The following is a 24760-nucleotide window of genomic DNA, read 5'->3' on the forward strand; positions in this document are numbered from 1 at the left end:
CTAATTCGACTGCGCTTCAAGAATGGGTTGTTCAACACCGACAATAGAGCCGACGTCTCGATAGTTTAAAGCCGGAGAGCTTTGAATAAAGATATAGCGACCATTGTTGACTGACGGTGTGGCGGCGCGAATATCAAATAAATCCGTGGGCGAAGATGGAACTCGGTAAGCCATATTGCTAGGCATGCAAGACGTGCCCTGTGGCACTCCTTGATAGTAGCTAGGAGAATCCCATGTGTAAGTTTTGTGAGAAAGATCGAAAGCATTGTAATCCGTATAACGACTTTCAGAACCTAGGTGAGAAGGGGAGCTAATATCCCTTTTCCCTGGCGGAGTTGCAGAATCAAAACTGAGATGAATACGAATGCCCGTGAAATAAACTTCCGATTCTTCGCGACTGCTTGTAAGTCCGCGCTGTTTCCAGAAAACTTCGGGATAATATATTCTCGGAAAATCATTGTTATTCCCGCCATAATAATTGGAGCCTTTAGGAGGAATGGGAGAGTTCGCCATGCTATGATAAGGAGGAATTTTCGCCGTTATCACAAAAGGCTGACTTGTGGAGCTGGGCTCTAAGGTGTATCCGCCGGTATTGATCATGCAAAGATTAGAGGGAAGTTGATCTGCAGAGGAGTCGGGACCACTCCAAAGCCCTCGAAGATAAAAAGGTTTTGTGGCACTCACGTTGGAACCCGTGATGATACCTATGTTGTTCAAAATAAACTTTCGATAACCGTATTTGAACCCGTCATCTTCATATCGCGTGTCTGTCAGGTTGTGATTGATGGGATGAATTTTTCCCGAAGAGGACGGCCACATTTGATGCAGACGCGACGGCGTTAAAGGTTGATACTGTGGACTTAATAAATGAATTTGTTCCGGAGAAAGAATCACCAAAGGCAAAGAGGCTTTTTGCGCCGCCGGTACAGGCGTACTAATATCTTGATTAAAGGCCACCTCACGCAGTCTTTGCGGATCGCTATTTAAAGGAGACGTTAAATCTTGCTGAAACCCGCGAAGGGCTAAGGTGTCTTCGCTCACGATCCAAAGAGAAAGATTTTTTCGGGGAATATTATTCGGCAGTGCCGACATCATCAAACCGCGGGCATCCGTTTGGGCAATTTCCGAAGGAACTTTAAGATAAACGATTCTTCTTAGAAGACGATCCTTTTTCGAAGGATCCGAAAGATCCGCCACGTTAAAATTACTAAGACCAATGGAATCCAAGTTAATGCGGGAAGTGGAAGAGCAAGCAAGACCTGCACCTTGAGATGCATATTTAGTAACAAATCGTTGATCCCAGATGTCGCAGTCCGAATAGGTATTTGTCGGATTGGAAATGACAATGCCACACTGTTTGGCGTCTTCTTCAAGGGCCTCAAGATTATCCCAACTCATTTTTGGTGCGGGAATTTCTTCAGCATCTTTCGTAAAAAGAACTCCTTCGAGGCCCGCATTGCGTCTCCAGTTTGCAAATCCATTCGGAAAGTCTTCAGAATTTGAACAGTGTTTTTGGTTCGCTCCATCTTTCGCAAAGCACGTGTAGTCGGCACGCACGCCGTAATTGTTTAGTCCCGCATAAGCATAATTAAAAATAGAATATCTGTCGGGGTTGTTAAAATACCCGCCAGAGTCTGTAGCCGACCACGCTTCCAGAGGCGGATTTCCACTAAAAAGAGCAATGGGATAAATTTCTTTACTCACCGAGGCTTGGGTTTGCGGAACCGGGCTTCCGGTTTTTACCTGGCTTTCTAAGTCCGTGGCCTTTTGCAAATCTTTGGTGATGATAGCGTAGCCCGGTCCAAATTGCGGATGATATTTCGGTTTAGTTCCCCACGGATAAGCGTAAGGCGCTAACAACGCGGTGAGATTGCCTTGGCCCGGATTCGGTTCAGGAACAGCATGCAGACGGTACTCAATGCCTCCGGCAAGCTGGACACGATCGCCTTGAATGATGGTTCCAAACTCAGCCGGCCATCCAGCGGGACTTCCGTTCCAGTCTAGCTCGGGGTTCGGGCGATGAATATTTCCTCCTAATTGGAGCAAGCCTTTAACATAGATACGACGATCACGAGCAATCAAAGCAGAAGGAGAGGTCGCACCATAAAGACGTTCGAGACTGACGTTTTGGTTATTGCCGGAGAAAAGCAAATAGTCGGAGACATCGAGAACTTTGATACGTTTTTTAAAAACAGCTTTAAGACCGGCATACTCACCGCGTGCAAGAAGCTCATAGTTTTTTGTGGAGTAGTTGTAAGTAGCGGTGACTTTCCAAGTAAGACCGTTGGGAAAACTTCCTTCGGTTTCAAAATTTTCTGCTTTCAGGCATTGGTTGTCGGGTGGCGGATCCCATAAGCGACGAGCGAGAGCCGCTTCCATCACGGCAAAAGAGGAAATGGTCGCTTCATTCAAAAGGACTTGGTCGAAATCACGAGTTTTAAAAGTATAATCGCGCTTGAAGATATCAGCCGACGTCAGAATAAAAATAGAACCAATAATACTGAGAACGGAAACCAACAGAATTGTTGTCTGTCCCTTTTTTCCGATGATACCAAAGATGCCCATAGCTTAGATTAACATGAGCATGTTTGGTTCAGAAACTAATCTGCAAAAAACCGACTTGGAATGAGAATTCTAGACTTGAATTCGGATTTCTTTCGTTCCCAAAAATTATCGAACACTTATGGATCAGTCAGCTTTCCTCTTAGATTCACGTACTCTTCCATCGCATTCACGATGTGATAAAGTGAGCTGGCCTTAGCGGTGTTCCCGTTGAATTCATCTTTTTCCGAAAGCATGTCGTACCAAAGACCTTTCTTTGGTGTTCCAAAGAACTTGAAAAGAGTTTCAAGGGCCTCATCAGCGGCTTTCGCATATTGAGGTTGTTCTTCTTTGGAGACTTCTGTTCCCAAACGAACTGCCGCTTTGATGCGCTCACATTGTGGCCAGAAGCGGGAAGATTGAGTTTTCGGAGTGTAGTCACTCCACATTTCATCAAAAGCGATTTTTCTTGTCGGCGATGTTCCGTGTTTTTCAGCAAGTGAAAACAACTGATGGCGTATGGATTTTAAATTCTGACCTGTGAGTCCTTCGTAAAGGAACATCAACCAAGCCCACTCATACTGATGGCCTGGCTCATAAATGAATTTTCCGTTTTCGCGCAGATGATTCCAGTTTTCATCGAAGTATTCGCCTAAAACACCAGAACTTTTATCGATAAACTTGGTTGTCGCTAAAGTCACAAGTTCATGACCTAAATCTTTCCAGTCTTGATCATTGCGATCCACCGTCATCCACGCAATCGCGGATTCAAAAAGATGCATGTGTGGATTTGACTTGTAAGAGACGCCATTTTTTTCATCAATCTCTGTGTAACCGCCACCAGCGACTTTGCGATCTTTTTGCAAATAATGAAACAAAGCCTTTGCGCGGTCTTTGATCTCTTTATTGGGTTCAATCGCATAAGCTTGTGCCAATCCAAAAAGTGCAAACGCTTGCGTGTACAAATCAGGGTTTTTACTTTTAGGAGTTCCATCCGGATTGACAGAGTAAATAAAAGCGCCGGAAGGGCTTGAGAATTTTTCGATCATGTAGCGTGTTCCCTGACGAACAGCTGCGGCGGCGACTTCCTTAGAAACACATTCAAGGTTTGCGCCAGTAAGAAAAGAATAAATCTGACGAGCTTGCACCATCGCACGGCGAGGCACATCCATGGGTTCGCCTTCAAAAGTGAGACTTTCAACAAAGCCACCTTGTTTTGTATCAATGCCTTTAGAAGACCAAAGAGGATACACGTCTTCAGTAAGCCACTTTTTAGATTTTTCGATAAACTGATTTGATTTTGCAGACATAAAAAACTCGCGCCAAAGTATGTTTGAGACTCTATCTCATCATTGGCGCGAGTTGATGTCCACCTTATTTCAATTGAACTTGGGCGGAACGGATTTGGTTAATATAATTCACGATTTCTGTTTCTGTGGCCTGGCGCGCTGGATTTGCGGATTTAGTGCTTTTTGCAACTTGACCATTTTTAACGATCTTCATAATGGTTTCATCCACAACGATATCGTGACCAGCGCGAGTTAAAATGGCGCGGGTATCCAGGACCGCTTTCACGTAGCGTTTCATCTCGGAAACTTCAACGTCATTGTATTTAGAGAAATCCAATGTCCATTTCATTCCCAAAAGACCTAACTTGATTTTGTTTTTCCAGTCTTTATCCACATTGCTAGCCTTAGCTACAAGCATTGTCAGAATAAAGTTGTGGCGAGCTTGTAAGATTTGAATCAACTTTTGTTCAAAGCCTAAAAGGTCATAAGAAGAGTGCGACAACTGTTCGACAGTGAGTTTTCCCTGGTCCAAAAGAGTTTTCTCTTTCAAAGCTCTTTCAATCAAAGAAAGCATCGACATTTGCGGAATTGTTGTTTTATCCAGACGATTTTTTTGTTTGTCATTCACTTCATGCAGTGTTGTAACCAACGCTAAGAAGTTTTTCTCTTTATTGTCATCTGTTGTCGGAGAAATAAAATCTTCATTCGGTGCGTATTCGTGAATTTCACGGATGAATTCACGGGCCGCAGAAGAAGCAAGCTCTTCACGGCGGGCGTCGTTATCAAGACCTTGCATGGACCATAATTGGAATTCAAAAGCCCAGTAGTATTTTACACCCAAGGCTAATTTCTTCGGCATCTCTTTGGCTTCTGTCATTTGCTCTAGGAATTCTTTACGAAGGATGGCGGCATTTCCCTGTCTAAGAGCATCGTAAAGTTCTGCTGTCTTAGAATCCAAGGCTTCGGATTTTTTATCCAAATCGCTGGTTTTCTCTTCCATGCGTTTGGTTGTTTCACTCATATCCTTGGTCGTATCGCTCATTTCGACGGTGGCTTTGTGCATATCATCGAGGTTCTTTTTCACCTCGCACGCCGACACCAAGCTGCCCACGCAGGCCAAGACCATTAGGGATTTCAGACGTGAGTCCCAAACCATAGAATCCTCCAAATAAGATGTTGAAGGGGACTAAGCAGGAAGGGTGCCATGGCGAGTAGAGCATTAAGTCTAATTGATTGAGTCAGGCTCACGTCTGCAATGTTTGTAATGTCTGACTATTTGACAGTGGCGCAAAATTTTCAGAGGACTTTGCTCAGAAAATTGCGAGTCCGCTCATTCTGCGCGTGAGAGAAGATTGTCTCTGGCGTTCCTTCTTCCATAATCTGACCCGCATCCATGAAGAACACACGGTCACTGACCTGACGGGCAAAACCCATTTCGTGCGTCACGATGACCATGGTTTTTCCACCGTGAGCGAGAGACTTGATAACATCCAAAACTTCGCCGACCATTTCTGGGTCCAGCGCTGATGTCGGTTCATCAAATAAAAGAACCTGCGGCTCCATAGCTAGCGCTCTCGCAATGGCAATGCGCTGTTGTTGTCCGCCGGAGAGTTCATTGGGGTAAGAGTCCGCTTTGTCAGAAAGGCCCACGCGTTTTAGAAGCTCGTGAGCTTTTTTTTCAGCCTCTGCGCGCGACATGTTTTTTACAGAGAGAGGTGCAAGGCAGATATTCTCAAGTGCTGTCATGTGCGGGAATAAATTGAAACGCTGAAACACCATGCCCACGTGAGCGCGCAAAAGATTTAAATCTGTTTCGGGAGCTGTCACTGTAAAGCCATCGACTTTGACGAAACCACCATTGGCTGTTTCAAGAGCGTTTAAGCAGCGAAGAAACGTGCTTTTACCGGAACCAGAGGGGCCAATCACGCAGACGACTTCGTTGTCTTTGATTTCACAACTGACGTCTTTAAGAACTTGCTTAGAACCAAAAAATTTCTGCAGATCTTTTACTTGAATCATGAGTTCTTATACTTTCTTTCAAGAATATGAACGACGTAAGACATGCCGAGCGTGATAATCAAATATATGAAGGAAATAAAAAGATACGGCTCCCAATAACGAGAGTAGGCACCAGCCGCTGTTCTTGCCGCGTAAGCAAGCTCTGCTAGTCCGATGGCAGATACCAGAGAGGAATCCTTTAGTAACATAATCGCTTCATTTCCTAATGGCGGAAGCATACGGCGAAATGCTTGAGGAATAATCACCGTTTTCATCGTTTGAAAATAGTTAAGCCCCAAAGATCTCGCGGCTTCGAATTGCCCGCGATCAATGGACTGAATTCCCGCGCGAAAGATTTCCGCGATATATGCGCCAGAGTTTAAGCTCAATGCCAACGCACCAGAAATGAAGGCCCCATATTCACGCTTTAAATACAAAGCCAAATCGCCACTGATAAGAAGTCCATTTTCCGGATGAATCAGCATCGGAACCAAGGCGAAATGAATTAATAGAATTTGAACGAAGAGAGGAGTGCCGCGAAAAAACGTGATGTAAAGTTGTGAAGGTGTTTTAACTAAAATTCTTAAAGGCCATTTCCAGGGACCGCGCTCTGCCTGGGCAATTTTACCCAATCCCAGCAGAAGTCCCAAGACTGTTCCAAAGAAAACACCGATGATAGTCAGTTCGAGAGTGGTCCAAAGCCCTTGTAAAAACAAAGGCCAGTATTCAACGATGATGTCAGTGCGAAACCACGAAAACATCAGTTCTTTTTCTCACCAAAATAAGTCTTATAAATACGATCGTAAGTGCCATCCGCTTTGATAGCAGATAAACCATCATTGATCTTCTTTAGAAGTTCCGCGTTTCCTTTTTTAACAGCGATGCCGTAGTGCTCTTTCGAAAAGCTGGCATCAGAAATCGTTTTGAAAGTTTTTGGATTGTTGGCCAGGAAGTTGTTCACAACACCATTGTCAGCAACAACGGCATCGACCCCGCCATTTTCTAGCTCTTGGAGGGCCAACGGTGTTCCTTCAAATCTTTTGATGTTGGGATTTGATTTGCCCAAAAGACGACTTGAAACCTCGTCTCCCGTCGTACCAGTTTGTACACCAATTTTAGAATTTTTCAATTCATCAAACTTTGTGACTTTCGAAGAAGCGGGCAGGGCGATCAATTGCACAGCTTCAAAGTAAGGTTCAGAAAAATCCATCACCTTTTTGCGCTCGTCATTGATGGTGATCGCCGACACCAAAATATCACGGTCGCCGGATTGAAGCTGGCTGAAAAGACCTTCCCAAGGTGTGTTCACGAATTTAAGTTTCAATCCCGATTTTTCAGCGATGGCCTTCAAAATGTCGATGTCAAAACCTTGTACCGTTTTGTCTGCAGTTTCGCTTTCAAACGGAGCGTAAGCTGCATCTGTTCCGACCACGAGTTCTTGCTTGGCTTGACCGGAAGCAGTTCCTTCAGGACTTTCAGATTTTTTGGTGCATGAAGTGAGTGTCAGTAAAAGAACAAGACCTAGTAGAATGCTTTTCATGGAAGTCTCCTCGCGTTCGTATAGACTCACTTGACCATGAGCTGCATCGTTGAGTCAAATGTCATTTAAGGAGTATTTCATGCGCGAAGCCCTGGGCAAAATCGCAGGTTCTATCTTGCGAAGCCTTTTTATTTCCATCGTCATGTTCGTCATAGTTTTTTCCGTTGTCACAGGGGAGTTCCCGCCGAACTTTGGGCGCATCAAAAAAACTTACGCCAGTCTTCAGCAGATGACTCAATTAAGCCGCCAAATTCATGAACAGCAAAAGGCCATGAAGCACCAGTACGCCAACTCCGGCGAAGTCGACGAACAAGACGTTGAAGCTTTGCAAGAACTCAATTTGAAGCGCGCGGAAATCGGCGCTGGAATCCTTGGTGATCCTAATGCTCCCTCGGCGGTGAGCGAAAGTGCGGACGTCAAAGAACTCAAAGAAAAAATCAAGGAAATGGAAGCGCAGCTTTATCGGTTGCAACATCGTGTGAGCGAATTGGAAGCTCGAAAGTAGGACGTTATGAATTTATTTTTCCGTCTTTTTTATATTCTTTTATTTTCCCGCTCCCGCAAGCCCGTTCAAATCATGGAGGAATGTGCCACTCCGTTTCGTGTATGGCCCACGGACTTAGATGTTTTACGACACATGAATAACGGCGTTTATTTTTCTCTCCAAGATTTGGCGCGCACGGATTATATGATTCGCGCGCAGGCGGCAAAAAAAATCGCAGAGCAGGGCTGGTATCCCGTTGTGGCTTCGGAGATGATTCGATTTCGCCGCTCACTTAAACTTTTTCAAAAGTTTGAACTCTGCACGCGTTTGATAAGCTGGGATGATAAGTACCTTTATCTTGAGCATAAGTTTATCAGTCGCGGTGACGTGATCGCCGTGGGAATGATCCGCGCGCGTTTTTTAAGTAAAACGGGTGGAACTGTTTCGCCTCAAGACCTTTTGAAAGTGTTGGACCTCTCGTTGCAAGCTCCATCGTTTCCCGAGCATTTAGCTTCTTGGATTTCTGCGGATCAAACGCACTCGAAGAGTTTAGGTCTTTGATTTAAGCAACGCTAGACTTTTGTCTTGATTGTTATACAACCTTAAGTCCTGTATCAAGGTAGGGCACTTGCCCCCTTGTCTATTCTTTTCCACAATGATTCAGTGGGATTAGAAATATCAAAATTGAAAAATATCAAGATGTTGGTCCTCGATGTGGACGGCGTCTTAACGGACACGCGTATTTGGTTTGATGGCAAAGAATGGCGTCGATTCTTTTCTATTCGTGACGGCGTGGGCATCAAACGTCTTATTGATTCTGGCTATAAAATTGCTGTGATTACGGGAACTAAGGCCGAAGACATTCGCACGCGTGTGAAAAATCTCGGAATTCAATATCTCTATGAAGGCGCTCTCGACAAAGAGCCCTCTTTCTTACAACTGCAACAGGAATCCGGAGTAAAGCCTGAAGAGATGGCTTACATCGGTGATGACATTTTTGACGTTCCTCTTTTGCAGACGGTGGCCTTTGGCGCGACTGTGCCAGAAGCCGTTGATGAAGTTCTTGAAATTGCTGATTACGTGACTCGCAGACCCGGAGGTATGGGCGCTGTGAGAGAAGTTTGTGATTACATCTATAAATATGGGGCTTTTTCCTCAGGTAGGTAATTCATGCTAAAAAATGGTTTCAAAGCCGTTATGATTATTGTTCTTGCCTTGTTGCTACACAAGGCGGCTTTTGCGGCTTCAGAGGTTGTCGAACTTCCTCCTGAAGAGTTGGCGCAAGAATCGGTTCTTCCGGTTTTTGATAAGCCAGTGAGCGTGAAAAACAGAAATGTGGTCACGGCGGGAAAATTTGACGTCGACGTTTTTTACGGTTACGCGATGACGGAACCTATTGCGAACGTCAGCAAGCTTGGTTTGGGCGTATACTACAACTGGAGTGAAGAGCACGCAATTGGTTTGTTCTTTGCTAACAACATGTCAGGTCTTTCTGATTATGCAAAACAAATCGAAAAAACGCCAGCCACTCACTTGGATTTATCTAAAGCTCCAATGCCGAAAAATACCATTATGGCTGATTACAACTTAAAAGCTTTCTACGGAAAGATGAGTATCACGAAGTCTTTGGTGTTTAATACGGTTCTTTACGGCTCAGGTTCTTTGGGTGTTGTTCAGTATGAACACAAAACTTATCCGGCTGTTGCTGTGGGTTTAGGTCAAAAATTTTACTTTAACAGAGATTGGGCTTTGCGCTTTGATTTGCGTCTTTATGCGAATCAAGGTCCGGTGCCTTTTCTAGGTGGAAGTAAAATGCACGAAGGAACGCCAAGACCGTCATTCGATGAATTCCAAGAGAGAGTTCTTTACACGACCAATCTCGACATCGGTCTTTCGTATCTATTTTAAGGGGAGCTAAGGCATGTTTATGAAAAAACAAACATACATTTTTCTGATGCTGATGATGCTGGCTCCTTTGGGAGTGAAAGCACAATCAGAAACGGGTGATGATTTAGACGTGATTGAGTTGGAACTGGATAAAGCCGCTCCGGCAAAACAAGCTCCGGCGAATTCAGCTCCGAGCTACCAGGAGTCAACGGCACCCAGAGACAACACACTCACAGATTTCTCCGGTCTTGGAACTTTGGCTCCGTTTAAAGAAATTTCTGTCATTCAAAAAAGATTCTTGCCAAAAACAGGTCGCTTCCAACTTTTTGGGGGTGCGACGGTCCTTACCAACAATCCGTTCTTTAATACGATCGGTGGCGTGGCTAAGGCGAGTTACTTCTTAAGTGAGTCTTGGGGCGTGGAGCTGAACTATTTCGGTCTTACGACGTCTGAAAGACAAACAACCGAAGAACTTCGCGACATTCAGGGTGTGAGCACAGAAAACTTAGTTTATCCAAAATCTTTCATCGGTCTTGATCTGATGTACGTTCCTATCTACGGAAAGATGACTTGGTTTAACGAAAAGATCGTACCTTTTGATCTTTATTTTTCTGCGGGATACGGAACAACGAATACGCAAGCTGGAGAGAACGCAGGAACACTGCACTTAGCAACAGGCCAGATTTTCGCTTTGACGAAGGCCTATGCCGTTCGTTGGGATTTTAGCTGGAACTTCTTTAACGCTAAAGGTATCGACGGTTCACAAAATTCATTCAACAACCTCTTCCTCACTGTGGGTATGAGTTGGTTCTTTCCGGAGGCTAGTTACCGATGAGAAAATTATTACTACTCCTGATAGCCACAAGTTTTACACTGCCGATTGCAAGTTCAGCCCAGCGAAAAACGTTGAAGCCTGCAAGAAAAGCAGCTCCAGTGTACAACAGCAATACTCGTGAAGCGACTCTGCGCAACCAGTTGAGCAACGCTCTTCGTATGGCGCAAAGCGGGCAATATGAATCCGCTGCGAATAATCTATTCTCACTCGCACGCCGTCCTGAATTAGCGGCAGATCGTCCACAGATTAAGTACATCTTGGGAACGATGTTGATTGAGCTCAAACTTTATCAAACAGCGGCTTTCCAGTTTGTCGATGTCATCCGTTCAAAACATCCTAAATATTCCAAACTCGCGATCGAAAAACTTTCGATTGTGGCGGACACTTTAGGGGATGACACGATCTTGAATTACGCGATTTCTCGCGTGGATCTCAATGATTTCCCAAGTAACTTGAAAGACATGATCCACTTCCGTTTGGGAGAAATCAAACTTCGCAACAGAGATTTCTCCGGCGCCGCCGATCTTTTTGGTCGCGTGAGTTACGGAAGCAGCTATTACTTCCAAGCTCTTTACAACAAGGGTCTTGCGGAGCTTGAAGCGAATCAACCATCTTTGGCGATTGGAACTTTCAATAAAATGTTGGACGCTCGTCGCAAAGCTCCGGTGACGGACACAAACAGAGTGGCGGCGCAAATGGGCTTGGCTCGTGCGCTTTACCAAAAACAAGATTGGGAGCAAGCGATTGAAGCCTATTCTCAGGTCCCGCGCGACACGCTCATGTGGCATGACGCGGTTTTTGAATCTAGCTGGGCCATGCTTCGCGCGGCCCGTTTCCGTTCAGCCCTCAGTAATTTCCAAACTCTCCACTCGGCATATTATGAAGACTTTTATATGCCGGAGAGTTTACTTCTGCGCGCCATCGTTTACCTCTACATCTGTAAGTACGATGAAATGGAAAAGGTCCTAAGCTTGTTTGAAAAAACATACGGACCTGTGCGCACTAAAATCGGTGACTTCTTAAAATCGACAAACGAAGCCGGTGCTTTTTACTCAGAAATTGAAAAAGCTCACTTCATGAAAACCACGGACAAGAACGCCAACCTGCGTTTGCCTTACATCGTTTTGCGCAATGTGCTCGATCAAGGGGACGTGAAGCGTTCTATGCACTATATCGAAAAACTCACTCAAGAGCGTGCGCGCGTGGAATCGAATTCTGCGTTCCGTGCTTCTCCATTGGGTCAATACTCTTTGAAAATTCTCGCAAACCGCAGCCGCAATGCGAAGTTTGCTGTGGGCGATATGGTGAAAGCGCATTTACAAAACATGCGCGTGGAATTGCGTGATCTTTACGAGCAAGCCGGATTCATCCGTTACGAAATGATCACGGGCCGTAAAGAAAGCATTAAAAAGAAAATGGCTGGGAAAGATATCGGAACTGAACAAATCGACGAAAAAGTGGATCGTCAGTTCTACATCCAAAACGGTTACGAATACTATCCGTTCCAGGGAGAATACTGGTTGGATGAGGTTGGAAACTACCACTATCTTGGCAAACAAAGCTGCGAGTAAAATATGAAATTCAACAGGCATCAACTTCTTGTTTCAAGTCTCCTGACCGCTCTTTGTGTAAGCCCGGTGTTTGCACAAGCAAAGGTTGTTAAAACGACGACGAAGACTGTTAAGAAAAAGACGGTCGGTGAACTGTTGTCGCAAGCAAACGAAGGCAGCCGCGGTGGACGTGTGCAAATGTCTAAAACGGACACGTCATTACCTTCTTCGAACTTAGGATTTAAAGACGACGTTAAAGGTTACAACTTAGAGTCGGTGAAACCACCACGCTCTTCTGAAATCATGCAAAGAGAAGCGGGCGGGGAGCAGGCGGAGTATGAAAGAGTTTTAGATCAACAGATCCGCGAACTTTATAAGCTCACGCAAAAATTTAAAACAAGTCCGAACCGTGGTGAGTTGTGGCTTCGTTTGGCCGAGCTTTATGTAGAAAAAGCAAGCCTCATTGATGGTCGCAGACAAGATGAATACGATGCGAAACTGCGTGCCTTCCAGGCGGGAAAAACAAAGGTAAAACCGAAATTAGATACAGCGGAAGCTCGCGAATACAATAAAAAGGCCGTGCAGCTTTACGAGTGGTTCCAACGTGATTTCCCTCGTGACGAAAAAATGAGCCAGGCACTTTTCTTCCTTGGTTATAACTATTTTGAGTTAGGCGAAGTGAAAAAAGGAGCTCAGTACTATGAGCAGCTCACCAAAGGGTATCCAAATTCTCCTTTCGTGGGTGAAGCCCACTTTGCCTTGGCCGAATACTATTTTGAAAATGAAAAATGGGCGCAAGCCTATAAAGAATATTCTTATCTGATTAAAGAAAAGAAACACCGCCTGCACACGTTTGCTCTTTATAAAGGCGCATGGTGCTTATTCCGTTTAGGAAAGATCCAACAGGCGATGAATTATCTTGAGTTCATCATTAGAACCGGTAAATCCGAGACAGGTGAACAACTTGCGGGACGCAAAACGGTCAACCGAACACGTCTTGAGGGCGAAGCATTGCGCGATATCGTCGTGTTCTATGCTGAAGGTGGCGATCCGGCAAGAGCCGCTTCTTACTTTAAAAACCTTGTGGGCGATAACACGGGTTCTTACTTAGAGCGTTTGGCTTATCAGTATTCAGACCGCGGAAACAAAGACGCTTCCAGAGAAGTCTTTAAGCTTTTGATTTCGCAAAATCCAAATTCTCCGAAGGCGTTTGAGTACCAATACCAGATCGTTCAAAACTATTACTATGCTAAGAACACGTCTCGTTTTAAAAACGAACTCTATAGCTGGGTGAAAGACTACGATTCGAGCAGTGCTTGGTATGCTGCCAATAAAAATAACAAAGACCTGATTGAGAATTCGTACAAACTTCGTGAAACGACGTTGCGCAATTACGTTTTGCAGCAGCATCAGACGGCACAAAACTCTCGCGCGCCTTATTCTCAAGCGCAGGCTAATGACGGATATCAACTTTATCTCAAAGAATTTCCAGATTCAGCAACGGCTTCTGATATGCACTTCTATTACGGCGAGTTGCTCTATGATATGGGTAAATACGATGAAGCGGCGATGCAGTACAAATGGGTTGTGGATAATGCTCCTCAATCGAAATTCTATGGCAAGTCCGCGCAGAACTTGATCTTGGCGGTGGAAAGAAGCATTCCGTCTGATCAAGAAATGCAAAAGCGCGTAGGAAACTCTTTGGATCCTGTGCCTTTGGAGCCAAAAGTGGATCGCTTTATTAAAGCGGGCCAATGGTATGTGGAAAAGTTCCCAACGTCTGAAAAAGCGGTGGAAATCAAATTCCGCATGGGTCGTTTGTACTACCAAAGCAATCACTTTGACGAAGCGACAAAACATTTTCGCGAAATCGTGCAACAGTATCCAAATACAAAATATGCGGAATATTCTGCGAATCTGCTTTTGGATATCTACAACTTAAGAAAAGACTATGTGGGATTGGAAAAAACGGGAGCCGAGCTCTTGGCTGTCCCGTCCATCGCCTCTTCAAAAGCCGGATCTGATATTCGCGGTGTGATGGAAAAAGCGTCCTTCAAACGCGGTCAGGATTTGGAGCTGGAGAAAAAATACGCAGACTCGGCTCAGGTTTACGATGCCTTTGCAAAACAGAATCCGAAATCAAGTCTCGCGATCACAGCTTTGTTTAATGCAGGTGTGAACTATGAGCGAGCGGGTATGAATGGACCTTCGATTCAAGCATATCAAGGTGTGCTTGCGTCTAAAGATCCATCTGCGGATAAGCTAAAACCAAAAGTGCGCCGTCTGCTTGCAAAACAATATCAAGACTCGGCTCAGTTTGAAGAAGCGGCGAAGCTTTACAAACAATCTGCTCAAGAAAATCCGACGGACCCATTGGCTCCGAACTTGATTTACAACGCGGCTGTTTTATATGAAGCGCTTGGAAAGTCTGACGAGGCGATTCGTTCGTACACGGAATTTACAAAGCTCAATAAAAAACACTCCGACAATATTGAAGCCGTTTACAGCATGGCCCAAATCCATCGCAAAGCCGGTCAAAACGGTGCCGCGATTGCGCGTTACACAGAATATGTGGAAGGTGGCGGTCGTGATCAGGAAAAAGTGGTGGAAAGTGCTTACTGGGTGAGTGAGCTTTACGGCCGTCAAAGAGCGCTCACAAAATCCAATGAATGGGCGCAAAAAACTTTGGCGATCCAAAGGCGTTTTGCACCAAATAAAAAAGGTGTAGGTGCTTCTTACGCAGCGAAATTGAAATTAGCCGAGGCCATGGGGACTTTCAAAGAAATGAAAGCGATTTCGTTCCCTAAAGACCCGAACAAACAAAAAGCGGCTGCTGATAAAAAAGTCGCCTTGTTGACAAAACTTACAAGCGAACTTGCGGATGTTATCAAGTACGACAGTGCTGAAGAAATTGTCAGTTCATTGAGTGTCTTGGGTGAAGCAAATCAGAACATGGCTCAGGCAATTTTAAATGCGCCACTTCCTCCAGGCTTGAACGCGGAAGAAACAAAACAATATAAAGCGGGTGTTGAAAAGTTCGCCGAACCATTCAATACCAAAGTCCGAGAAAGTTTCAAACTTGCGGTCGACCGTGGGTTGGAATTGGAAGTCTACAACGACGGATTTAAAACGGCTTACGAGTATATGAATAAGCTTGATCCGAAAACTTACTACAACGGTGGTGAGATTGGTTCGGATATCCGCTTAGTGAATTGGATAGGTCAATAATGAAGAAGATCATTGTTTTACTTCCTGTTTTAACATTGGCAGCTTGTGCGACTCAGTCTGTGAATGAAACCGAAGCTCCGGCCCCTGCGGCGCCAACGGTGACCGAGGCTCCTGTTGTGCGTAAGGAAGAGCCGAAGCCCGTTGTTGTCGAGGAACCGGTGCGCCCGCAAATTCCGACAACACCGTCGCAATACGCGGCTTTAAATGAAGCGATCAAGTCCCAGAGCGATGAAAAGATCTATCAAGCTTCAACGCAGATCTTGGCGCAATCATCTAACGACGCTAAAGCATTGAATGCTTTAGCGATGTACCACTATAAGCGTGGACGTTATGATCTTTGTCGTTACCTTTTAAGCAAGGCGATCGCTGGTAATCCAAGAATGGCAGAGCTTTACTCAAACATGGGTATTGTTCAGCTTGCGCAGAATGAAAAGCGCGATGCGATCAAATCTTTCCGTAAAGCTTTGGATATCAATAACGACGAAGCTGTAGCGGCAGCGAACCTTGGTGCCATTTACGTTCAAGAAAAAGATTATTCGAAAGCACAAGTCGTTCTTGAAACCGCTTACAGACGCGGAGTGAGAGATCCGAGAGTTCTCAACAACTACGCCATCGCTCTTACAGCTAACCGCAAATATGAAAAAGCGGAAGATTTATATAAGACGATTTTGAAAGATTCTGCGAGCAACAAAGACGCTCTTTATAATTATGCAACACTGTTGGTCGATAATATGGGTAAGTACCAAGAGGGTTTGGAAGTAATTAACAGACTAAAGTTTGTAGGTGGGCCTGCAGATACTCGCAATCGAATTATTGCTTTGGAAAATAAGGCGAAAGCTGGTTTAAAATAGAGTGAAGGTGGAAACTATGTTGCGATTCGTTAAACAATTTACAGTCGTGTTTGCAATGATCTGTGCTTTCGAAGTGGCATTTGCGCAGACATCGAATCGTACTTCGACGACAACCACCACTACGACAACAACGACGACAAAAAGAAAGGCGACGTTGAACTTTGAAGATGAATTGATCGAAGGTTCAACGCAAAAGCCGGATCTTTTTTATCTCTTCCAAAAGAAGAATTTTAATTACAGTCGTTTGATTAAGCTTAGACAAAATTTTTTACCCGAGATGAGACGAACATCAGAAGATATACAGCGGGTTCGGGGTGGTAATTGAGAGCGCCTTTAATATTTAGAATTTTCAAAAACAATCAGCTCGTTGGTGTTAAACAGTTCGATCAAGATCAGATCGTGATCGGACATAACGCCGAAGTGCATTTGGATTTAGACTCTGATCAAGTGTCTCCGATCCACTGTCTTATTGAGCTGCGTGATATGGGATATTACGTCTGTGATTTGGGTTCCTCTTCAGGAACTTTCAAAAACGGACAAGCCGTTCTTGATGAGATGGTCTCTTCCGGAGACGAAATCGAAATCGGTCCTTTTAAGATTGCATTCTTCATTGGCGTTCCAAAACCAAAAGCAGCTCCGGGTGCGACTGTTGTTGCAACACCGGCTGTGATGCCAGCTCCGGTTGAAGTGAAAAAACCAGAGCCTGCACCGATGCCTCCTGCGGCAGTGGTCAAAACAGAAGAGATCAAAGTCGCTCCAACGCCTGTGATCCCTGTTGAACTACCAAAGGTGGAAGAAAAACCTGTGATCACGGCGGCTCCGGTTCGTCCTGAGATTCGTAAAGATCGCAGTGCTTATAAGAAAGTGAAGAAAGCAAAAACCTTTGCTCCTCCAAGTGAGGTTCAGGATTTAAGAACGTATCTGAAACCTGGCAAAGGTGCGACCGTTGAAGTGATCGTCGCGTGGAAAGAAAGAATTCTGAACACGTACCACTTCAAGGGAAATAAAGCTGTTCGCGTGAACGCAGGTGACGGGCACATTGCTTTGCCTGACGGACTGGTGCCGCGTGGTTATCCATTACTGGACATGTCAGCGGGATTAAAGGTCAACACGACAGCAGAAATGAACGTGGAACTTGTTTCCTCTGCGGGTATTCAACCTGTGGAAGATCTGGCTCGCAACGGAAAAGCGCAAAAAGGCGGCCAAGGTTACAACGTTCGTGTTGATCAAAATGAAATGCTTTGCGTGACTTTGCCGGGCGGTAACATCACAGTTTATATCCGCTTTGTACCGCAAGCTCCAATGGTGCCAATGCTTCCAATCATGCTCACGGGTTCTGAAATGACGGGCCTTGTGATGTCGTTGGTGCTTGTTGGTTTGTTGGCTCTTTATATTTCTGCGACTCTTCCGAAAGATTGGCAGGAAAATAAGCAAGAGGAAGTTCAGCGTATCGCGCAGGTGATTTTCAATAAACCACCTCCAGCAGCGACGCCGGTGCCGACTCCTCCGCCGCCAACACCGCCTCCTGTGGCGACACCGACGCCGACTCCAACACCTCCACAAAAAGTGGTTGTGGCGGATCAGACGAAGGAAGCACAGAAAAAGGGCGAAAAAGGTCAGCAATCGCAAAAAGCCCAAGTGGCAGCGCGTGCTAGTGAAGTGGCACCGAAACCAAATGCAAAAGATCGTACGAAGAAATTCACATCCACTCGTCAAGGCGGAGCGATCAAGACAGGGCAGACTGCAGGAGCCAATGCTCAGTCTTCGAATAAAGATCTTTCGAAGGTGGGACTTTTCAGCGCCTTCGGTGGCGGCGGAAGTCGCGCGAATATCGACAAGGCTTATTCAGGAGCCGGTGAAGTTCTAGGTATGGCCGATAAAGCGACCGGAACTGCGGGCTTCAATGAAGACCGTGCTGGTGATGATCTTGGATCTAAATTTAAAGATTCAGGCGCTGGTGGTAAAGGAACTGCGACTCAAGGGATCGCAGGGATCGGAACTAAAGGCCGTGGATCGGGTCAAGCTGCTTACGGCGCTGCGGATGGTTTTGGTAGCAAGACCACAGTGGCGATCGAAGGCGGTGGTTTTGAAGAATCCTTCGACGGAACAATTGATAAGGAAGCGATTCGTCGTGTGATCCGTGCGAAGAAGCACGAACTGCAAAGTTGTTATGAGCGTGTGCTCAACACTTTGGAAAAAGGTGCGAAGCTTGAAGGTAAAATAATTTTAGCATGGGAAATCGTTGAAAAAGGACAAGCGCGTAACGTGAAAGTGAAGAGTTCAACCTTGGGTAATCCTAAAGTTGAAAACTGCATTCGTGATCGTTTAGCAAGTTGGACTTTCCCGGAACCTCCACCAGGTCTTGTGGCCGAAGTGCAGGCGTATCCGTTTGTCTTGAACCCGGCTAATAACTAAGTTGTTTTATACACTCCGACTCTTGTCGGAGTAGAAAAGTTTTTTTAAGGAGGAGTTCCGTGAACCCAACAGTAACAGCAGACAACATGAATTTCATCCAGCGCGCTTTCGCTGAAGGTGGTTTCGTCATGTACGTAATCGCAGTCATTGCTATTTTGGCAGTGTTTGTGATCGTAGAAAGATTGATGAAGCTAAAAAACCTTGCAGTGGATAAAAAAGAATTCACTGATCAAATTTTCAGAATGGTCGTATCTGGTGATTTGCGCCAGGCCATCAGCTATTGTGATGCGCGCCCAGCTCCTCTGACAAACACGGTAAAAGCAGGTCTTGTTCAAGCTATGAACAAACGCCCTGACGAAGAAGTGCAAGTGGCGATGGACGCTGCCGTTATGAGAGAAATGCCAAAAGTAGAAGGTTGGGTTTCCTTCCTTGCTGTGTTTGGTAACGTGGCGGTTCTTGCCGGACTTCTTGGAACGATCATCGGTATGATCGGTTCATTCCGCGCGGTGGCAGCAGCTGACCCAGCAACAAAAGCTCTTGAGCTTTCAAAAGGTATCTCACACGCCTTGAACTGTACGGCGTTTGGTCTTTTGGTCGCGATCGTATCAATCGTCGCTTACGGTTTGTTCCAACACCGCATTCAAAAAACAGAGAATGAAGTGATTGAAACAAGCATGAGTCTTTTGAACCTTGTTGTTGCGAACAGAGAAAAGATTAAAGACTAACAGGCTTAGACTAGAGGTTTTCTATGGCTCACATAGATAGTGGCGATTCCAGCGGTAGAAAAAAGAATATCGAGCTCAATCTCGTGCCTTTCATCGACTTGATGAGCGTTCTCATCACGTTCTTGTTGATCACTGCCGTATGGACCCAAGTGTCTATGATTCAGATTGGTAGTTCTCTTTATGGGAAGAAGTCGGACACTCAACCGGCTCCAACGCCTCCACCGAACGCAGATGTTGTTTTGAAAGTGGATGTGAAGGAAGCGGGTTACGTATTAACTGTTGGGAGACAAATCATCAGTCTTCCCATGGTGAACGAACAGTTTGACGAAGCCGGCCTGGTCGCTCAGTTGCAACGTGTGAAACAGCTTTATCCTGAAAAAGTGGATGCGGTTGTCAGCGTTGCCGACGCAATTCCTTATGAACAGCTTATCAAAGCAATGGACAACTGTTTAACCGCAGGTTTCTCAGCCATTTCCGTTGCAACAGGAGGGCCTAATTAATGGCCATCTTTAGACCCGGTGAAAGACACCGTTATCACAACATCTTGAGTAAGCGTAAAGGGAAACGTGACGTTACGGCGTTGCTGTCATTGACGGCGATGGTGGATATGTTCACGGTTCTGGTGATCTTCCTTCTGCAAAACTACAACGCAACAGGAGAGATTCTTTACATCCCGAAGGAAGTCGTTCTTCCGAAGGCTTCCAGTGTGCGCGAATTAAAACCCGCTCACGTCGTGACGATTTCCAATAAAGAAATTCTTTTGGATAAAGACACCGTAGCGACATTTGATGAAGTGAAAGCCGCGGAAGATTGGAATATCGCCAATTTGAAAACGCAATTGCAAGAAGCTTTGGCAAAATCAAAAGCCGAGCAAGAAAGCAAACTGCAGAACAAGATCCGCGACGTGGTTGAATCCACTCGTGGTGAAGTTGAAGAAGATCCTAATGCATGGAGCAAAGTGACGATCCAAGCCGATAAAGGCGTGGACTTCCTGACTGTCAAAAAAGTTTTGTACACGGTCACTGAGGCAGGCGCTGGTGAAATTAATTTCGCAGTGACTAAACTTCCTCAAGAATCGACATCAAATTAAAAGTCAGTTATGCTGCGCAGGACGTTAACCTTAACCGTGCCTGCGCACCACTCAAACTATGGCTAAATTTAAGAACCTTATTTTTGTAGCTCTGCTGATCCTTTTGTTTGTAGAGGTTCTTATCGTATTTCCGTCTCGCCTTGAGCACGAAGACGAAGCCGCTGTTCGCGCCCGCGTTGAAGAACAAGATAAACGAGCTTTAGAAAAAGAAGAACGCATTAAACGCGGTGAAAAAGTGGAAGAGCCTTCCAGTCTTGCTGAACAAAAAATGCAAGGCGTTCACTTGGTGGAAAGCCAGCAGGGAAATCGCGATTGGGAATTGTTCGCGGCAACAGCCGAGGGCAATCAAGGGCTTGGCAACGTCAAACTCAAAAAAGTGAAAGTTCTTTTCTACAACAAAGAAAAAATTGAATTCACAGTGACCGGCGACACCGGAACGATGGATGCAAAAACCAAAGACCTGAGTGTTGTCGGCAACGTCGTTACACGCTCAGAAAATGGGTACGTGTTTCAAACGCCGTCGATTTTTTATTCTTCAAGAACGCGCATTATTGAAAGCCCCGAGCAAGTTTTGATGCAAGGACCGAAAGACACTTCGGGGGCTGGCATGTACTTAAAAGGCAATCGAATGAAAGCCTATGTGGATCAATCCAAAATGACCATTTTGGATAAGGTCACAGCGCAGAAGCCGGAAAAAAACGGAAAGAAGTTTGAGATTGTCGCCGACGGTGCAGAATTTAGTGGGAAAAACCGCGAAGCAAAATTTTTGGGCACGGTTCGCATGAACTACGACAATATGAAACTGGAAGGACCGGAAGCTTCATTCTTGTATAAAGCCGGCGAAGATATTTTAAGTTCGGTTGCGGTCAAAGGTGGTGTGCGCGTGAGCGATGCGAGTAAGTATGCCACCTCTGAGAGTGTGAACCTGGACCTTTTGTCGAATAAGTACACATTCAAAGGACGTCCGCGAGTCATTCAAAACAATGATGAATTGAGTGGCGAAGAAATCATCTTCCTCGACGGCGGAAAAAGAGTTAAGGTTGAAAGAGTTCGCGCGAAGGTGGAGAATAAAGAACAATGAGCATGCTCACCATCAAAGACATTTCTAAATCTTTCAAAAAACGTAAAGTCGTTGATGGCGTTTCTTTTTCCGTTGAATCAGGCCAGGTTGTCGGACTTTTGGGTCCGAACGGTGCCGGAAAAACCACGTCGTTTTATATGGTCGTGGGTTTGGTTCAATCGGACTCTGGAACTATCAATATCGATGAAGTGAACATTTCTCAGGAGCCCATGTATAAACGGGCTCGCGTCGGTTTAAGCTACCTTGCGCAAGAACCGAGTATTTTCAGAAAACTCACGGTGGCCGAAAACATCACCGTGGCGTTGGAAGCTCACGGTTACTCTGGCGCACAACGCTCGGAAAAACTTGAACAACTGATTGGTGATTTCCACGTCGACCATATTCGTGACAGCTACGGTTACGCGTTGTCAGGCGGTGAGCGCCGTCGTGTGGAGATCGCTCGTGCACTGGCGGGATCTCCCAAATTCCTTTTGCTGGATGAACCCTTTGCGGGGATTGATCCGATTGCGGTCGCTGATATTCAAAATATCATCCGCGACCTTAAGGCCAAAGGTATAGGAGTTCTCATAACGGATCACAACGTGCGTGAGACTTTGGGCATTTGCGATTATGCTTATATACTGAAGGACGGGAAGATTCAGGTGAGCGGAAGCTCTGATGAAATTGCTAATTCTGAAATCGCCCGCAAATTCTACTTGGGCGAAAACTTTAAACTTTAAGGAAGGACTTTCATGGCTCTCAGACAGACGATGAACCTGAGCCAGTCTCTGGTGATCACTCCACAGTTGCAACAGGCGATCAAGCTTTTGCAAATGTCACGCATGGAGTTGGAATCGGCTGTTCGCTCTGAGCTTGAAGAAAATCCGATCCTTGAAGAAGCAGAAACCTTGAAAGAAGAGGATCTGCAAAGAACGAAGGAAGCCGCTGACGAAGTTCAGCATACAGAGGCTCCGGATCAACAAAACATGCAAGACCCACAAAAACAAGATGAGTTTGAGTGGGAATCCTATATCGAAGCCAATCAAAAGCCTCCGCAATCAGGAATGGCAGGTTCTGAAGAGATCATGAACTATGAGAACGTCATCACGGCGTCTCAAACTTTGCATGACCATCTTTACTGGCAAGTGAAAATGAACGGCTTTTCTGAAGAGGAAGAGCAAGCTGCTGACGCGTTGATCGGTGCGATCGACGATGACGGTTATATCAAAATTCCTCTTGAGCAATTGGCTGAAGAAGAAAAAATTGAATTAGGACTTCTGGAAGATACTCTGACATTGATTCACGAATTCGATCCGCCGGGTGTGGGCGCGCGTGATCTTAAAGAGTGCCTTTTGATTCAAGCCAAACACTTGGAAGAAGACACTCACGATCTTGTGAACTTGATCAACAATCATTTGAAAGATCTTGAGAAAAAGAACTACGAAGCCATTGCCAAAGCTTTGAGTCGTGACGTGGAAGACGTGATCGAGATGTGTAAGATCATCTATGCCATGGACCCAAAACCAGGTCGCGCTTTTGTTAGTTCTGATACGCATTATGTGACTCCGGACGTTTACGTTTACAAAGTGGGCGACGATTATGTGGTCTCTTTGAATGAAGACGGTCTTCCGCGCCTTAAGATTTCTAATTTCTATAAGAACATGCTTAAAGGTGGCAAAACCACGGGTGATAAAACTCAAGACTACATCCAGGAAAAACTTCGTTCTGCGGTGTGGTTGATTAAGTCAATTCACCAAAGACAGCGCACGATTTACAAAGTGACAGAGTCGATTGTAAAACATCAGCGCGATTTCTTTGAAAAAGGTTCTGAGTATTTAAAACCAATGGTCTTAAGAGATATCGCAAACGACATCGGCATGCACGAATCTACTGTGAGCCGTGTGACGACAGCAAAATACGTGCATACTCCACAAGGTATTTACGAGCTTAAATATTTCTTCAACTCGGGTATCAGTTCTTCAGACGGGGACTCGCTTGCAAGTGAATCTGTAAAAATCAAAATCAAAGATTTGGTTGCAAAAGAAGATCCGAAAAATCCGCTTTCAGATCAAAAGATCGTGGATATGCTTAAAGTGGAAGGGATTCAGATCGCACGCCGTACGGTTGCTAAATATCGTGACATGCTGAAGATCTTGCCTTCATCTCAACGTAAAAAATATTTCTAAATTAAAAGCGCTCCTCAAAAGAAGAGCGCTGCTTCTGCGGTCTCAGGTCTATTTCGGCTCAACGCCACCGTTGTTATCGCCGACTTTACGGCAAGTGTAGCCACAGCGTACGAAACGCTTGTGCACGCCACCCCAACAATATTTAATCACGCGTTCATAGGAAGGTGGGCAGTTGTGGTGTTCCATAATGCAGTAATTAGCATCTGTCGCTTGTGCAGAGTCACAGCTCACAGCCGTGATTGGTGCCAAGACAAAGGCTTGTTCTTGAGTGGCAGAAAGATCTTCAGAAGCAAATGCCAAAGATCCTGCAAGTAAAAGAGCACTTGTCAGTGATAAAACGAGTTTTTTCATAAATCCTCCTCCGGATTGTTTTTTTGTTCACTATGAGGCGAGAATAGTTTTGAAAATCGCGATCAATCAAAAAAGAACCCGTGTGGATGTCGGAATACATCGGGCTTAGCTGGCCGCAATGTCTCGGTCCTAAAATCTTTGTAAGAAAAGGACTGTCGTTTTTTATTTCAGCACTATATTCTGTGTTCGAACAGCCGCAAACCCACTTCTGGAGAGCCTGATGGATTTAAAAAGCCTGATTCGCGATGTACCTAATTTTCCTAAAGAAGGTATTTTGTTTCGAGACATGTCACCTCTTTTGCAGAATCCCGAAGCGATGGATTTCGTTTCAAAGCAGCTTGTGAAAAAAGTGAATCTCTCCGAAATAGACTATTTCGCGGGAATTGAATCGCGCGGATTTATTTTGGCGTCGCATATGGCGGCAACTCATAAAAAAGGTTTTCTTCCGATTCGTAAAGCGGGGAAATTGCCTCCACCGACAAAAAGAATTTCTTATGCTCTTGAGTACGGCACCGCTGAAATTGAACTTCCTTTAGGCAAGGGTAAGATCATGATTGTCGATGACGTTTTGGCGACGGGTGGAACACTGCAAGCGGCTATTGATTTAAGTCAGATTGCGGGCTACAAAGTGGAGTCAGTGGCGGTTCTTGTGAATCTCACTTTCTTGAATAAAATGAAATTTAATAACGAAGAGGTTTTCTCCCTTGTTCAATATTAATGATGTCGCGCT

General features: G+C 45.2%; 24 protein-coding genes. 17 read left to right on the top strand and 7 right to left on the bottom strand.

Translation table 11 applies throughout. The features are described 5' to 3' along the window. The 6 genes from AAAA78_RS03895 to AAAA78_RS03920 form a co-directional block, all read right to left on the bottom strand. Positions 1 to 2565 (bottom strand): hypothetical protein, encoded by a 2565-nt coding sequence (locus tag AAAA78_RS03895; protein WP_340590425.1) that lies wholly within the window; start codon positions 2563 to 2565, stop codon positions 1 to 3. A 116-nt stretch (positions 2566 to 2681) separates the two neighbouring features. After that, positions 2682 to 3851, bottom strand: a complete 1170-nt coding sequence (locus tag AAAA78_RS03900; RefSeq protein WP_340590426.1) for an AGE family epimerase/isomerase — start codon at positions 3849 to 3851, stop codon at positions 2682 to 2684. Between the two features lie 64 nt (positions 3852 to 3915). Then, a complete protein-coding gene (locus AAAA78_RS03905) occupies positions 3916 to 4986 on the bottom strand; it encodes a hypothetical protein (RefSeq protein WP_340590427.1) in 1071 nt (356 codons plus the stop codon). A gap of 140 nt (positions 4987 to 5126) precedes the next feature. Next, positions 5127 to 5849 carry an amino acid ABC transporter ATP-binding protein gene (locus AAAA78_RS03910; protein WP_340590428.1) on the bottom strand — a complete coding sequence of 241 codons (723 nt, stop codon included), beginning with the start codon at positions 5847 to 5849 and terminating at the stop codon, positions 5127 to 5129. Then, complete coding sequence (locus AAAA78_RS03915; protein ID WP_340590429.1) at positions 5846 to 6589, bottom strand: amino acid ABC transporter permease; 744 nt, start codon at positions 6587 to 6589, stop codon at positions 5846 to 5848. The genes AAAA78_RS03910 and AAAA78_RS03915 overlap by 4 nt, the downstream gene beginning before the upstream one ends. Continuing rightward, positions 6589 to 7368: a basic amino acid ABC transporter substrate-binding protein gene (locus AAAA78_RS03920; protein ID WP_340590430.1), complete on the bottom strand. Its 780-nt coding sequence runs from the start codon at positions 7366 to 7368 to the stop codon at positions 6589 to 6591. The genes AAAA78_RS03915 and AAAA78_RS03920 overlap by 1 nt, the downstream gene beginning before the upstream one ends. A 79-nt stretch (positions 7369 to 7447) precedes the next feature. Here AAAA78_RS03920 and AAAA78_RS03925 point away from each other — a divergent pair, with 79 nt between their 5' ends. The 16 genes from AAAA78_RS03925 (at position 7448) to rpoN (ending at position 23679) form a co-directional block, all read left to right on the top strand. Next, complete coding sequence (locus AAAA78_RS03925) at positions 7448 to 7873, top strand: hypothetical protein (RefSeq protein WP_340590432.1); 426 nt, start codon at positions 7448 to 7450, stop codon at positions 7871 to 7873. Between the two features lie 6 nt (positions 7874 to 7879). Beyond that, positions 7880 to 8413, top strand: coding sequence for an acyl-CoA thioesterase (locus tag AAAA78_RS03930; protein ID WP_340590433.1), 534 nt, complete (start codon positions 7880 to 7882; stop codon positions 8411 to 8413). A gap of 123 nt (positions 8414 to 8536) precedes the next feature. Further along, complete coding sequence (locus tag AAAA78_RS03935; RefSeq protein WP_340590435.1) at positions 8537 to 9019, top strand: KdsC family phosphatase; 483 nt, start codon at positions 8537 to 8539, stop codon at positions 9017 to 9019. A gap of 30 nt (positions 9020 to 9049) precedes the next feature. Beyond that, the gene (locus tag AAAA78_RS03940; RefSeq protein ID WP_340590436.1) at positions 9050 to 9760 is read left to right on the top strand and encodes an outer membrane beta-barrel domain-containing protein; all 711 of its coding nucleotides are present in this window, start codon (positions 9050 to 9052) and stop codon (positions 9758 to 9760) included. A 19-nt stretch (positions 9761 to 9779) separates the two neighbouring features. After that, complete coding sequence (locus AAAA78_RS03945) at positions 9780 to 10574, top strand: outer membrane beta-barrel domain-containing protein (protein ID WP_295905286.1); 795 nt, start codon at positions 9780 to 9782, stop codon at positions 10572 to 10574. After that, positions 10571 to 12145 (top strand): tetratricopeptide repeat protein, encoded by a 1575-nt coding sequence (locus AAAA78_RS03950; protein WP_340590438.1) that lies wholly within the window; start codon positions 10571 to 10573, stop codon positions 12143 to 12145. The genes AAAA78_RS03945 and AAAA78_RS03950 overlap by 4 nt, the downstream gene beginning before the upstream one ends. 3 nt (positions 12146 to 12148) lie before the next feature. Beyond that, a complete protein-coding gene (locus AAAA78_RS03955) occupies positions 12149 to 15352 on the top strand; it encodes a tetratricopeptide repeat protein (protein ID WP_340590439.1) in 3204 nt (1067 codons plus the stop codon). Next, a complete protein-coding gene (locus AAAA78_RS03960; protein WP_340590441.1) occupies positions 15352 to 16203 on the top strand; it encodes a tetratricopeptide repeat protein in 852 nt (283 codons plus the stop codon). Before AAAA78_RS03955 ends, AAAA78_RS03960 begins: the two co-directional genes overlap by 1 nt. 16 nt (positions 16204 to 16219) lie before the next feature. Then, on the top strand, positions 16220 to 16528 hold the full coding sequence (locus AAAA78_RS03965; protein WP_295903637.1) for a hypothetical protein: 309 nt from the start codon (positions 16220 to 16222) through the stop codon (positions 16526 to 16528). After that, positions 16525 to 18618 carry an AgmX/PglI C-terminal domain-containing protein gene (locus AAAA78_RS03970; RefSeq protein ID WP_340590442.1) on the top strand — a complete coding sequence of 698 codons (2094 nt, stop codon included), beginning with the start codon at positions 16525 to 16527 and terminating at the stop codon, positions 18616 to 18618. The genes AAAA78_RS03965 and AAAA78_RS03970 overlap by 4 nt, the downstream gene beginning before the upstream one ends. A 59-nt stretch (positions 18619 to 18677) precedes the next feature. Continuing rightward, positions 18678 to 19343: a MotA/TolQ/ExbB proton channel family protein gene (locus tag AAAA78_RS03975; RefSeq protein ID WP_340590443.1), complete on the top strand. Its 666-nt coding sequence runs from the start codon at positions 18678 to 18680 to the stop codon at positions 19341 to 19343. 23 nt (positions 19344 to 19366) lie between these two features. Continuing rightward, positions 19367 to 19843: an ExbD/TolR family protein gene (locus tag AAAA78_RS03980; protein ID WP_295903628.1), complete on the top strand. Its 477-nt coding sequence runs from the start codon at positions 19367 to 19369 to the stop codon at positions 19841 to 19843. After that, positions 19843 to 20433, top strand: a complete 591-nt coding sequence (locus tag AAAA78_RS03985; RefSeq protein ID WP_340590445.1) for an ExbD/TolR family protein — start codon at positions 19843 to 19845, stop codon at positions 20431 to 20433. Before AAAA78_RS03980 ends, AAAA78_RS03985 begins: the two co-directional genes overlap by 1 nt. A 58-nt stretch (positions 20434 to 20491) precedes the next feature. Beyond that, entirely contained in the window at positions 20492 to 21514 is a 1023-nt protein-coding gene (lptC, locus tag AAAA78_RS03990; protein ID WP_340590446.1) for an LPS export ABC transporter periplasmic protein LptC, read from the top strand. Continuing rightward, a complete protein-coding gene (lptB, locus tag AAAA78_RS03995) occupies positions 21511 to 22233 on the top strand; it encodes an LPS export ABC transporter ATP-binding protein (RefSeq protein ID WP_340590448.1) in 723 nt (240 codons plus the stop codon). The genes lptC and lptB overlap by 4 nt, the downstream gene beginning before the upstream one ends. 12 nt (positions 22234 to 22245) lie before the next feature. Continuing rightward, a complete protein-coding gene (rpoN, locus tag AAAA78_RS04000) occupies positions 22246 to 23679 on the top strand; it encodes an RNA polymerase factor sigma-54 (RefSeq protein WP_340590450.1) in 1434 nt (477 codons plus the stop codon). A gap of 48 nt (positions 23680 to 23727) precedes the next feature. Here the strand turns inward: rpoN and AAAA78_RS04005 are convergent, their stop codons facing one another. Next, positions 23728 to 24030: a hypothetical protein gene (locus AAAA78_RS04005; RefSeq protein ID WP_340590452.1), complete on the bottom strand. Its 303-nt coding sequence runs from the start codon at positions 24028 to 24030 to the stop codon at positions 23728 to 23730. Between the two features lie 220 nt (positions 24031 to 24250). Here AAAA78_RS04005 and AAAA78_RS04010 point away from each other — a divergent pair, with 220 nt between their 5' ends. After that, a complete protein-coding gene (locus tag AAAA78_RS04010; RefSeq protein ID WP_340590453.1) occupies positions 24251 to 24748 on the top strand; it encodes an adenine phosphoribosyltransferase in 498 nt (165 codons plus the stop codon). The last annotated feature ends 12 nt before the right edge of the window (positions 24749 to 24760 follow it).

Origin of the sequence: Bdellovibrio sp. BCCA (assembly GCF_037996825.1) — a bacterium.
Taxonomy (GTDB): Bacteria; Bdellovibrionota; Bdellovibrionia; order Bdellovibrionales; family Bdellovibrionaceae; genus Bdellovibrio.